The organism is Arthrobacter sp. BB-1 (assembly GCF_006151685.1).
Taxonomy (GTDB): Bacteria; Actinomycetota; Actinomycetes; order Actinomycetales; family Micrococcaceae; genus Arthrobacter.
Window position 1 is genome coordinate 71392 of record NZ_VDEV01000017.1, and the last position, 12006, is coordinate 83397.

Below are 12006 nucleotides of genomic sequence, written 5' to 3' on the forward strand. Positions count from 1 at the left end.
GGTGCCATGGCACTGACAGCATCGGTCAAAGAAGAACTGTCCCGTCTGGACATCAAAAAGTCATCAGTACGCAAGGCCGAAGTCTCCGCCATGCTCCGCTTCGCAGGCGGGCTGCACATCATCTCCGGCCGGATCGTCATCGAGGCGGAGGTGGACCTTGCGTCCACCGCGCGGCGCCTCCGGGCAGCAATCGCGGAAGTGTACGGCCACCAAAGCGAGATCATCGTCGTTTCCGCCGGGGGGCTGCGGCGCGCCAGCCGCTACGTGGTCCGGGTAGTGCGCGACGGCGAGGCGCTTGCCCGCCAGACAGGCCTCCTTGATGGCCGGGGCCGTCCCGTGCGCGGGCTGCCGTCCGCCGTCGTCAACGGCTCAGCCGCCGACGCCGAAGCGGTGTGGCGCGGCGCCTTCCTGGCGCACGGTTCGCTGACCGAGCCCGGACGCTCGTCGTCGCTGGAGGTTACGTGCCCAGGCCCGGAATCGGCACTGGCCCTCGTGGGCGCGGCGCGCAGGCTGGACATCCAGGCCAAGGCCCGCGAAGTCCGCGGGGTGGACCGCGTGGTCATCCGCGACGGCGACACCATTGCGGCGCTGCTGACCCGGATGGGTGCCCATGACGCCCTGATGGTCTGGGAGGAACGGCGGATGCGCAAGGAGGTCCGCGCCACCGCCAACCGGCTGGCAAACTTCGACGACGCCAACCTCCGGCGCTCTGCCCAGGCCGCAGTGGCGGCAGGGGCACGCGTTGACAGGGCCCTTGAAATCCTTGGCGACGACGTGCCGGACCACCTGAAGTACGCTGGCGAACTCCGGGTGGCACACAAGCAGGCCAGCCTGGATGAGCTGGGGCGCCTGGCGGACCCGGTCATGACGAAGGACGCGATCGCCGGAAGGATCCGCCGGCTGCTGGCCATGGCGGACAAACGTGCGCTGGACCTGGGCATCCCGGGGACGGACGCCAATGTGACGCCTGAAATGCTGGACGAGTGACAGCCCCATAGAATCAAAATGATTCCGGGCGCCAGCCGCCCGGATGCACAATCCGAGAGTTACCAACCGGACCGGATGTCCACGATATTGGAGGATTTTGTGACCGAGTACGTATTGCCCGAACTCAGCTACGACTATGCCGCCCTGGAGCCGCACATTTCCGCGCGGATCATGGAGCTGCACCACAGCAAGCACCACGCAGCCTACGTTGCCGGCGCCAACAACGCCCTGGCCCAGCTGGCCGAAGCACGGGAGAAGGGCGACTTCGCCAACATCAACCGGCTCTCCAAGGACCTCGCGTTCCACACCGGCGGCCACATTAACCACTCCGTCTTCTGGAACAACCTCTCCCCGGACGGCGGCGACAAGCCCGAGGGCGAACTCGCTGCGGCCATCGATGACGCCTTCGGCTCCTTCGATGCCTTCCGCGCACAGTTCTCCGCAGCAGCACTCGGCCTGCAGGGTTCCGGTTGGGGCTTCCTGGCCTACGAGCCCATCGGCGGCAACCTGGTTATCGAGCAGCTGTACGACCAGCAGGGCAACACGGCGCTGGGCACCACCCCGCTGCTCATGCTGGACATGTGGGAGCACGCCTTCTACCTGGACTACGTCAACGTGAAGGCCGACTACGTCAAGGCGTTCTGGAACATCGTGAACTGGGCCGACGTCGCCAAGCGCTTCGAGGCTGCCCGCACCAACGCCACGGGACTCATCACGCTCCCGTAGTGCGAACGGCTGCACCGCGGTGTAACAAACTTCACATTTTGGACTTATAACGGCCGGGATGTGGACGGTCCGCCCCCGCACTTGCGGGGGCGGACCCAGTTAAACGTAAGATAGGTCACGGAAGGCGGTTAGCCTTCAGCAATGAGGCTGGTCGCCCTCCGTATGTAAATCATCTCTGCCCAATGGCGTGCGGGATCTGTTAGTTGGCTTGATAGCCCGCTCAACTAGTTGTGCTTCTGAAAGCACCAAGGAGACTGAAAAAGTGACGACCCGTATTGGTATTAACGGCTTTGGCCGTATTGGCCGCAACTACTTCCGCGCAGCACTTGCGCAGGGCGCAGACCTGGAGATCGTTGCAGTCAACGACCTCACCAGCCCCGAGGCACTCGCGCACCTCTTCAAGTACGACTCCGTCGGCGGCCGCCTGAAGGAAACCATCGAGGTCAAGGACGGCAACATCGTCGTCAACGGCAACGTCATCAAGGTCCTGGCAGAGCGCGATCCCGCCAACCTGCCCTGGGGCGAGCTGGGCGTTGACATCGTCATCGAATCCACGGGCTTCTTCACCAAGGCCGCCGATGCGCAGAAGCACATCGATGCAGGCGCCAAGAAGGTCCTGATCTCCGCTCCGGCCTCGGACGAGGACATCACCATCGTGATGGGCGTGAACCACAACCTGTATGACAACGCCTCGCACCACATCATTTCCAACGCGTCCTGCACCACCAACTGCCTGGGCCCGCTGGCCAAGGTGGTCAACGATGAGTTCGGCATTGAGCGCGGCCTCATGACCACCGTCCACGCCTACACCGCGGACCAGAACCTGCAGGACGGCCCGCACAAGGACCTGCGCCGCGCCCGTGCCGCAGCGATCAACATGGTCCCGACGTCCACCGGTGCCGCCAAGGCCATCGGCCTGGTCCTGCCCGAGCTCAAGGGCAAGCTGGACGGCTACGCCATCCGCGTTCCCGTGCCCACCGGCTCCGCCACTGACCTCACGGTCACGGTCTCCCGCGAAACCACGGTGGAGGAAGTCAACGCTGCCCTCAAGCGCGCTTCCGAGTCCGAGGAACTGCAGGGCTTCCTGACCTACACCGAGGAGCCCATCGTCTCCTCCGACATCGTCGGTGACCCTGCCTCGTCCATCTTCGACGCCGGCCTCACCAAGGTGATCGGCAACCAGGTCAAGGTTGTTTCCTGGTATGACAACGAATGGGGCTACTCAAACCGCCTCGTTGACCTTACGGAGCTTGTCGCAGCCAAGCTGGGCTAGGGTTAGACACATGACACTTCACACCCTCAACGAACTTCTCGCTGAAGGTGTCCGCGGGCGGTACATTCTGGTTCGTAGTGACCTGAATGTGCCGCTCGACGGCTCTACAGTCACTGACGACGGCCGCATCAAGGCCTCACTTCCAGTGCTGTCAAAGCTCACGGACGCCGGTGCCCGCGTGCTGGTAACAGCCCACCTCGGACGCCCCAAGGGCGCCCCGGAGGAAAAGTACTCCCTGAAGCCCGCAGTGGCCCGTCTGGCCGAACTCGCGGACTTCAATGTCTCCCTGGCCGCGGACACGGTAGGCGGCTCCGCGAAGGAGGCTGCAGCCGCCCTCCAGGACGGCGAGGTGCTGGTCCTGGAAAACGTCCGCTTCGATGCCCGCGAGACCAGCAAGGACGACGCCGAGCGCGGCGCCTTCGCTGACGAGCTGGTCGCCCTGACGGGCGGTAACGGCGCCTACGTGGACGACGCCTTCGGAGCAGTGCACCGCAAGCACGCGAGCGTGTACGACGTCGCCACCCGGCTTCCGTCCTACCTCGGCGACCTCGTGCACACCGAGGTGGAGGTCCTCCGCAAGCTGACGGCCGACACCCAGCGCCCGTATGTTGTGGTGCTTGGCGGTTCCAAGGTCTCCGACAAACTGGCAGTCATCGACAACCTGCTGGGCAAGGCGGACACCATCCTGGTGGGCGGCGGCATGCTGTTCACCTTCCTCGCCGCGGCCGGGCACAAGGTTGCCTCCAGCCTGTTGGAGGAAGACCAGATCCCGGTGGTCCAGGACTACCTCAAGCGAGCGGCCGGTGCCGGAACCGAGTTCGTGGTCCCCACCGACGTCGTGGTGGCGGAGAAGTTCGCTGCGGACGCCGCACACGAGACTGTCCCTGCGGACAACATCGAGGGCAGCAGCTTCGGGACACAGGGCATCGGCCTGGATATCGGGCCCGAGTCGGCAGCTGCTTTCGCTGACCGGATCAAGGGTGCGAAGACCGTGTTCTGGAACGGGCCGATGGGGGTCTTCGAGTTTGAAGCGTTCTCCGCCGGAACCCGTGCCATCGCCCAGGCCCTGACCGAAACCGGCGCATTCACGGTGGTGGGCGGCGGGGATTCGGCTGCTGCGGTACGCACGCTCGGGTTCGCCGACGACCAGTTCGGCCATATCTCCACCGGCGGCGGCGCCAGCCTGGAATACCTCGAAGGCAAGGAGCTCCCGGGGCTCAGCGTCCTCGACCGCTAAAGCCGTCCGGCAGCAGCATCTGACCCATTTGTCCCTCCGGCCGGCAGGTTGCCCCGCGGCAGCCTGCCGGCCGAACACATATCAAGAACTTTTTTTGGAGAATACGTGACAACGTCAACGAACGGCGCATTCGACCGCAAGCCCTTCATCGCAGGCAACTGGAAAATGAACATGGACCACGTGCAGGGCATCACCCTCCTGCAGAAGCTCGCCTGGACCCTCTCGGACGCGAAGCACGACTACAGCCGGGTCGAAGTTGCGGTCTTCCCCCCGTTCACCGATCTCCGCGGTGTCCAGACCCTGGTCCAGGGCGACGACCTGGACATTGCCTACGGCGGGCAGGACCTCTCCCAGTTCGATTCCGGCGCCTACACCGGTGACATCTCGGGCCAGTTCCTGAACAAGCTGGGCTGCAAGTACGTCCTGGTGGGCCACAGCGAACGCCGGACCATCCATAATGAATCGGACGAGGTCCTCAACGCAAAGGTCAAGGCGGCCTTCAAGCACGGCATCACCCCGGTGCTTTGCGTCGGAGAGGGCCTGGAGATCCGCCAGGCCGGTACCCACGTCAGCCACACGCTGGAGCAGCTTCGTGCCGGTGTGGAGGGGCTTTCCGGCGAGCAGGCCGCAGAGCTGGTTGTCGCCTACGAGCCCGTCTGGGCAATCGGCACCGGTGAAGTAGCCGGACCTGAGGACGCACAGGAGATGTGCGCCGCCATCCGTGCCGAGTTGGAGTCGCTGTTCGGCGCCGACGTTGCTGCCAGGACGCGGCTGCTTTACGGCGGCTCAGTCAAGGCCAACAATGCCGCCGCAATCCTCAAGGAACGCGACGTGGACGGCCTGCTGGTGGGCGGGGCCAGCTTGGATCCGGCCGAGTTTGCTAATATTGTCAGGTTCGAGAGTCACTTGGTGACGGACTAGTCCGTCCGCTCAACTCGCGCAATCCCAACTTCCTGAAAGGCCGTCGTGGACGTTCTTCATGTCATTCTGCAGATTCTCCTGGGCATTACCAGCCTCTTGCTGACGCTGCTCATCCTCCTTCACAAGGGCCGGGGCGGCGGGATGTCGGACATGTTCGGCGGCGGCATGAGCTCAGGCCTCAGCTCGTCGGGCGTGGCGGAACGCAACCTGAACAGGTTCACAGTGGTCCTCGGCGTGACCTGGGGCATCGTCATCATCGCGCTGGGACTGATCATGCGGTTCAGCGGCGGCGGAGACTCCTGACTTCCTGATTCGCAAAAAGTGTCGTGGCGGAAACTGCCGCGGCACAGGTCTGCCAACTAAACTGTGGCTGTCGGTTCCCGACAGCCACAGTTCTGTTTAAACAGGCAGGAGTCCCGATGATTCATCCGTCGTCAGGCTTCCGGGGCACCCGCGCGGGCGTCACGGAAGGAGCGGGTTTCAGCTTCGAGTCAGAGGACCATGGGAAGCCGCTGCCGCGCATCCGGGTCTCATACTGGTGCGCAAAGGGCCACGAAACCACACCCGTGTTCCTCAAGCTGCCCGAGGACCAGATCCCGCTGGTCTGGGATTGCCGGAAGTGTGGCGGCCCGGCATCACGGGACGGGCAGGCAGCAGCAGCCGACGCCGTGGACGACGGCTACAAAAGCCACCTTGAGTACGTTAAAGAGCGGCGCTCCGACCAGGACGCCGAAGATGTCCTGGCCGGAGCGCTGGAAAAACTACGCGCCCGCGGCATCCTTCCGGACCAGCTGCTGGGGGACCCGTGAGGCCGCGTTCTCGTCGATAAGCCACAATGTCCGCGACGTTCCCCGCGGTCCTGCGGCCGGGACCTGGACGGGGTTGGCGCCGGCAAGCGCCAGCCCCACAGCGCCGGCCTTGTCCTCACCTGCCACCACCATCCACACCTCGGAGGCAGTGTTGATGGCCGGCAGCGTCAGGGAAATCCGAAGCGGAGGCGGCTTCGGCGAATTCCTGACACCCACCACGGTGCGTTCCTTCTCGCGGATACCTGCCTGCTCCGGGAACAGCGACGCGACGTGCGCATCCGGCCCGACTCCCAGCAGGACGACGTCCAGGCGCGGCAGCGCTGACGGCTCCTCGGGCCGGTCATCGGACATGTCCGCGGCGTGCTCCGCCGCTGCAGCTTCCCGGAACCGCCGTGCGTAATCCTCGGCGGCTTCTTCCGGACTGCCGAACTCATCCGACGATCCCGGCTCGTGGATCCGCTCCGGGTCCACGGGGATGCGCGCCAGCAGGGCGTCGGACGCCTGCTTCGTATTCCGTTCCGGGTCCCCGGACGCAAGGAAGCGCTCGTCGCCCCACCAGAAGTTCACCTTCGACCAATCGACGGCCGGGGCCGCCGGGGAGTCAGCAACAGCCTTCAGCGTGCCGATGCCCACGGTTCCCCCGGTCAGCACCACGGTGGCCTCGCCGTACCTATCCTGCACATCAACAAGCTTGGTGATCAGGCGGGCCGCGATGGCAGCCATCAGGACGGACGAATCAGGATGAATGCTTACTCTTGGGTCAACGCTCACTGGGTCGGACGCTCCTTAGATTGGTACGTGGCAGTCCAATAGTAATCACTTCCCCGAACACTTCGTCCGGGTCCAGGCGGCGCAGCTCCTCCGCCAGGCAGTCGCGGAGGCTGCGGCGCGGCAGCGAGATACGCTGCGCAGGCTGACCCGGCTGGGTCAGCTCGGCTACGGACAGCCCCGGCCGGAAGAGCTGGACGTCGCCGCCGGGCCGGGAGAGCCGGACACGCCGGATGCCGGTCCCGGCAGGGTCCGCCACGATGGTGACCGGAGCCTCCAGCGTGAGGGTGAGCCAGGCGGCCAGGAGGATGGTGGAGGGTGAGTCCGAGGCTCCTTCGACGGCGACGGCGGTGACCGGTGAGGGGTCCACTTCATCCAAGGCGGCGGCGAGTTGGATCCGCCAGTTGGTGAGGCGGGTCCAGGCGAGGTCGGTGTCGCCGGCGCGGTAGGTCTTATGGATTTTCTCCAGCGCGGCCTGGGGGTCCGGTTCGTTGGCCGAATCAGTGATCCGGCGGTGTGCGATTCTCCCGATGGAGGTTTCGCAGGCGTTTTCCGGTGCGCCGTGCGGCCACCAGGCCACGATCGGTGCGTCCGGCAGCAGCAGTGCGGCCACCAGGGATTCGCTTTCGTGGGCGAGCTGGCCATAGCCGCGCAGCACGATCACCTCGGATGCTCCGGCATCACCGCCCACCCGGATCTGTGCGTCCAGGCGGTCCGGCGCCGTGGCGCCGGCGTCGGCCAGGACGATGATCCGGCAGGGGTGCTCACGGCTGGCGTCGTTTGCCGCCTCGATTGCTTCTTCCTCGAGCCCGGACTTGGTGACCACCACCAGGGTGAGCACCCGGCCCAGTGCGATCACGCCGCCCTGTTCGCGCAGGGCCATCAGCTTCTTGGACACGTTCGAGGTGGTGGTGTCCGGCAGGTCTACAATCATGGCCTTCTCCAGGTTCGTCCGTCGCGGGCCAGCAGCTCATCGGCGGAGGCCGGGCCCCAGGATCCAGGGGCGTAGGGCTCCGGCTGTTCGTTCGTGGTGGCCCAGTACTCCTCGAACGGGTCGAGGATCTTCCAGGACAGCTCCACTTCCTCATGCCTCGGGAACAGTGGCGGTTCGCCCAGGAGCACGTCCAGGATCAGCCGCTCATACGCCTCCGGGGAGGACTCGGTGAACGAGTGCCCATATCCGAAGTCCATGGTCACGTCGCGGACTTCCATCTGCGTGCCAGGAACCTTCGAACCGAACCGGATGGTCACACCCTCGTCCGGCTGGACCCGGATCACCACGGCGTTCTGGCCAAAGTCGTCCTCGGCATGGTCGCGGAACAGCAGGTTGGGTGCGCGCTTGAACACCACCGCGATCTCGGTGACGCGGCGGCCCAACCGCTTGCCGGCGCGCAGGTAGAACGGCACCCCGGACCAGCGGCGGGTGTGGATGTCCACGCGGATCGCGGCGAAGGTTTCAGTGGTGGAATCGGCAGGGATGCCTTCTTCCTCCAGGTAGCCCTGGACCTGCTCCCCGCCCTGCCAGCCACCAGTGAACTGGCCCCGCGCGGAGTGCGTGGACAGGTCATCGGGGAGCTTGACGGCGGCGAGGACCTTTTCCTTTTCCGCGCGCAGGTGGTCGGCGTTGAAGGAGATGGGCTCTTCCATTGCCGTCAACGCCAGCAGCTGGAGCAGGTGGTTCTGGATCACGTCGCGGGCCGCGCCCACGCCGTCGTAATACCCTGCCCGGCCGCCGGTCCCGATGTCCTCAGCCATGGTGATCTGGACATGGTCCACGTAGTTTGCGTTCCACAGCGGCTCAAACAGCTGGTTCGCGAACCGCAACGCAAGGATGTTCTGGACTGTTTCCTTGCCCAGGTAGTGGTCGATCCGGAATACCGCGTCCTGCGGGAATACCGACTCCACGATGTCGTTCAGCTTCCGGGCGGACTCGAGGTCGTGCCCAAACGGCTTCTCGATCACCACGCGCCGCCACTTCTCACCCTCGGCCTGCGCCAGGCCGTGTTTGGACAGCTGCCGGCAGACCTGCTCGAACGCCTTGGGCGGGATCGACAAATAAAAGGCATGGTTCCCGCGGGTGCCGCGGACATCGTCCAGTTCCTTGATCGTTTCGCCGAGCCGCTCAAACGCCCCGTCGTCGTCGAACTCGCCCTGGACAAAACGGACGCCCTCGGACAACTGGTTCCACACAGCCTCATCAAAAGGCGTCCGTGCATAAGCCTGCACCGAGGACTTCACCTCGGCGGCAAAATCCTCATCACTCCAGGGCCGCCGCCCAAATCCCACCAGCGCGAAGCTCGGCGGCAACAGACCACGGTTGGCCAAGTCGTACACAGCCGGCATCAGCTTCTTGCGGGCAAGGTCGCCGGTGACTCCGAAGAGCACCAGCGAGGACGGGCCTGCGATCCGGTTCAGGCGGCGGTCACGCGGATCCCGCAGCGGATTCCGGCGCTGGCCGGGACGGGTTCCGGCCGGCTTGCCGTATTCAGTTTCTGGCATAGTGCTTCTGTGCCTTAGCTTTCGGTAACGGAGGCTGACCTGGCGGACAGCGCAGCAATGATGTCCTGCAACTGTGCCACACCGGCCGCGCGGTTGGTCAGGTGCAGGCGGAGCACGGGCCGGCCGTGCCCTTCCAGGACCTGGGCGTCGCCCGCCGCCTGGGCAGCGATGAGGGCGCCGAACGTGAAGGGACGCTCCGGGATGGCGACGTCTTCCGCCGAAGCAGCGGTGACCTGGAGGAACACGCCGATGGCCGGTCCGCCCTTGTGGAACTGCCCGGTGGAGTGCAGGAAGCGCGGTCCCCAGCCGAAGGTTACGGGCCGGCCGGTGACGGCTGCGAGTTCGTCGCGGACGCCTTCGAGCTGCGCGAACGCCAGGCGGTCGAAGTAGGCCTGGACGCTAAGGTAGCTGTCCGGCTGGAGGGTATCCAGCAGTGCGCGGACTGCCTCTTCAGCTGTCGCGGCGCTGCCAAGCCATTCACCGCCGCGGACCTCGATGGATCCGTCAACGAAGGCTGCGGGCGTGGGCTCAGGCTGTGCGTCCAGCAGGCCGCGCGCTGCTACCTTGGCCGCCTCGACATCAGGCTGGTCGAACGGGTTGATGCCCAGCAGGCGGCCCGCCACGGCAGTGGCGAACTCCCACACCATCATCTGGGTGGCAAGTCCACCGGCGATGGCCACTTCATTTTCCCGAAGTTCGACGTCGGCATCGGCGGCTACCAGCCGGACCACCAGGACGTCGTCGGCGCCGGAGGTCACCTCGGGTGAGTTGGGGCCGGCGACCACCGGCAGGACGCCGGTGCCGAGCTTGCCGGTGGATTCGGCGATGAGCTGCTCGGCCCAGTCCGCGAAGCCCACAATCCCGGAGCCGTCCTCGGCGATGACAATCTTGTTGCGCAGCGGGCTGGTCCCGCCGAGCGCGGTGCCCAGCGCCAGCCCGATGTTCTCCGGTGCGTCCTCGTTCAGGATTTCCGCGGCTTCCTCGGCCTCGTCCAGGAATGCCTGGATGTCAACGCCGGCCAGGCCGGAAGGCACCAGCCCGAAGGCGGTCAGCGCGGAGAAGCGGCCGCCGACGTTGGGGTCGGCGTTGAAGACGGCCCGGTACCCGGCGTCGCGCGATGCCTTGTCCAGCGGCGACCCCGGGTCCGTGACGATGATGATCCGGCTGGCGGCGTCGACGCCGGCGTCGTTGAACGCCTTTTCGAAGACCCTGCGCTGGGAGTCGGTCTCAACGGTGGAGCCGGACTTCGAGGAAACCACAATGGCGGTTTCCGCCAGCCGGTCCGCCAGGGCAGCACGGACCTGGTCGGGGTCCGTGCTGTCCAGCACAGTCAGCTCGACGCCGGCGGTACCGGCGATGACCTCGGGAGCCAGCGAGGATCCGCCCATGCCGCACAGCACGATGCGGGTAACACCCTCGGCCCGGAGGGCGTCGCGGAGTTCCAGGATGTCCTTGACCAGCGGCTGCGAGACGGTGGCCGCCTCAACCCAACCGAGGCGGATTGCCGACTCTGCTTCGGCGTCGGGGCCCCACAGGGTGTGGTCCTTCGCGAAGATCCGCGTGGCGATCCGGTCCTCGACCAGGACGGGAAGGTGCTGTTCGAGTGCCTGCTGTGCGGCACCGGTGGCTTCGTAGCTGAGTGTGCTCATGGTGGGTTAGGAGGCCTTCCGTGCAGAGGCGAGGGCGCCCTCGACGTCGCCGAGCAGTTCCTTCCAGCTGGCCACGAACTTGTCCAGGCCTTCGGACTCGAGGATGGCGACAACGTCGTTGTAGGAGATGCCGAGCTTTTCGAGGGCATCGAGCGTGGCGTTGGCTTCGGCGTAGGTGCCGGTGACGGTGTCGCCGGTGACCACACCGTGGTCGAAGGTGGCGTCCAGGGTCTTCTCGGGCATGGTGTTGACGACGCCCGGGGCTACGAGTTCAGTGACGTAGAGGGTGTCCGGGTATGCCGGATCCTTGACGCCGGTGGAAGCCCACAGGGGGCGCTGGGGGAGTGCGCCTGCCTCGGCCAGCAGGGCCCAGCGCTCGGTGGCGAAGAGTTCCTCGTAGACCTGGTAGGCCAGGCGGGCGTTGGCCAGGCCGGCCTTGCCCTTGAGCGCCTTGGCTTCGTCCGTGCCCAGGGCGTCGAGGCGCTTGTCGATCTCAGAGTCCACGCGGGAGACGAAGAAGGAAGCCACCGAGTGGATCTTGGAGAGGTCGTGGCCGTTTTCCTTGGCCTGCTCCAGTCCGGACTGGAAGGCGTTGATGACTGCGCGGTAGCGCTCCAGGGAGAAGATCAGGGTCACGTTGACGCTGATGCCTTCGGCCAGGGTGGCGGTGATCGCTTCAAGGCCCTCGAGCGTGGCCGGGATCTTGATGAGGACGTTGTCCTTGTTAACGCGCTTGTACAGGTGCTTTGCTTCTGCGATGGTGCCTGCGGTGTCCCAGGCCAGGCGCGGGTCAACTTCGATGGACACCCGGCCGTCCACGCCCTTGGTGGCCGCGGCGACCGGTGCGAACAGGTCGCAGGCGTCCGCGACGTCGGTGGTGGTGATTTCGAAGATGGTGTCTTCGACGCTGGCACCGGCCGCCGCCTGCTTTGCGATGGTGGCGTCGTAGTCCGTGCCGGAGGTGATCGCGGCGTGGAAGATCGACGGGTTGGTGGTTACGCCAACCACGTTCTTCTCTTCGATGAGCTTGGCCAGGGTGCCGGTTTCCAGGCGTCCACGGGAAAGGTCATCGAGCCAGATGGAGACTCCGGCGTCGGAGAGCTGCTGGGTGGGAGTAGTCATGGTGTGTATCTCCTC

The 12006-nt window shown here is 65.6% G+C and carries 12 protein-coding genes; 7 read left to right on the top strand and 5 right to left on the bottom strand.

Annotation, left to right across the window (positions count from 1 at the left end; translation table 11 throughout):
- Positions 1 to 6 precede the first annotated feature (6 nt).
- From whiA to FHJ30_RS09820, 7 genes are all read left to right on the top strand, one after another.
- On the top strand, positions 7 to 987 hold the full coding sequence (gene whiA, locus FHJ30_RS09790; protein WP_015937022.1) for a DNA-binding protein WhiA: 981 nt from the start codon (positions 7 to 9) through the stop codon (positions 985 to 987).
- A gap of 99 nt (positions 988 to 1086) precedes the next feature.
- Positions 1087 to 1713 (top strand): superoxide dismutase, encoded by a 627-nt coding sequence (locus FHJ30_RS09795; protein ID WP_009357655.1) that lies wholly within the window; start codon positions 1087 to 1089, stop codon positions 1711 to 1713.
- Between the two features lie 262 nt (positions 1714 to 1975).
- Positions 1976 to 2986, top strand: coding sequence for a type I glyceraldehyde-3-phosphate dehydrogenase (gene gap, locus FHJ30_RS09800; RefSeq protein ID WP_139029108.1), 1011 nt, complete (start codon positions 1976 to 1978; stop codon positions 2984 to 2986).
- A 10-nt stretch (positions 2987 to 2996) separates the two neighbouring features.
- Entirely contained in the window at positions 2997 to 4223 is a 1227-nt protein-coding gene (locus FHJ30_RS09805; protein WP_139029109.1) for a phosphoglycerate kinase, read from the top strand.
- A 105-nt stretch (positions 4224 to 4328) separates the two neighbouring features.
- On the top strand, positions 4329 to 5144 hold the full coding sequence (gene tpiA, locus FHJ30_RS09810) for a triose-phosphate isomerase (RefSeq protein WP_139029110.1): 816 nt from the start codon (positions 4329 to 4331) through the stop codon (positions 5142 to 5144).
- A gap of 45 nt (positions 5145 to 5189) precedes the next feature.
- Positions 5190 to 5447: a preprotein translocase subunit SecG gene (gene secG / locus FHJ30_RS09815; RefSeq protein WP_104997906.1), complete on the top strand. Its 258-nt coding sequence runs from the start codon at positions 5190 to 5192 to the stop codon at positions 5445 to 5447.
- Between the two features lie 116 nt (positions 5448 to 5563).
- Positions 5564 to 5953 (top strand): RNA polymerase-binding protein RbpA, encoded by a 390-nt coding sequence (locus FHJ30_RS09820; protein ID WP_139029111.1) that lies wholly within the window; start codon positions 5564 to 5566, stop codon positions 5951 to 5953.
- Here the strand turns inward: FHJ30_RS09820 and pgl are convergent.
- The 5 genes from pgl to tal are packed head-to-tail and all read right to left on the bottom strand — an operon-like array spanning position 5906 to position 11991.
- Positions 5906 to 6724 (bottom strand): 6-phosphogluconolactonase, encoded by an 819-nt coding sequence (pgl, locus tag FHJ30_RS09825; RefSeq protein WP_139029112.1) that lies wholly within the window; start codon positions 6722 to 6724, stop codon positions 5906 to 5908. The genes FHJ30_RS09820 and pgl overlap by 48 nt on opposite strands.
- On the bottom strand, positions 6714 to 7655 hold the full coding sequence (locus FHJ30_RS09830) for a glucose-6-phosphate dehydrogenase assembly protein OpcA (RefSeq protein WP_139029113.1): 942 nt from the start codon (positions 7653 to 7655) through the stop codon (positions 6714 to 6716). The genes pgl and FHJ30_RS09830 overlap by 11 nt, the downstream gene beginning before the upstream one ends.
- Complete coding sequence (gene zwf / locus FHJ30_RS09835; protein ID WP_139029114.1) at positions 7652 to 9220, bottom strand: glucose-6-phosphate dehydrogenase; 1569 nt, start codon at positions 9218 to 9220, stop codon at positions 7652 to 7654. Before zwf ends, FHJ30_RS09830 begins: the two co-directional genes overlap by 4 nt.
- Positions 9221 to 9234: 14 nt before the next feature.
- Positions 9235 to 10869, bottom strand: a complete 1635-nt coding sequence (locus FHJ30_RS09840; protein WP_139029115.1) for a glucose-6-phosphate isomerase — start codon at positions 10867 to 10869, stop codon at positions 9235 to 9237.
- Between the two features lie 6 nt (positions 10870 to 10875).
- A complete protein-coding gene (gene tal / locus FHJ30_RS09845; RefSeq protein WP_139029116.1) occupies positions 10876 to 11991 on the bottom strand; it encodes a transaldolase in 1116 nt (371 codons plus the stop codon).
- Between the last annotated feature and the right edge of the window lie 15 nt (positions 11992 to 12006).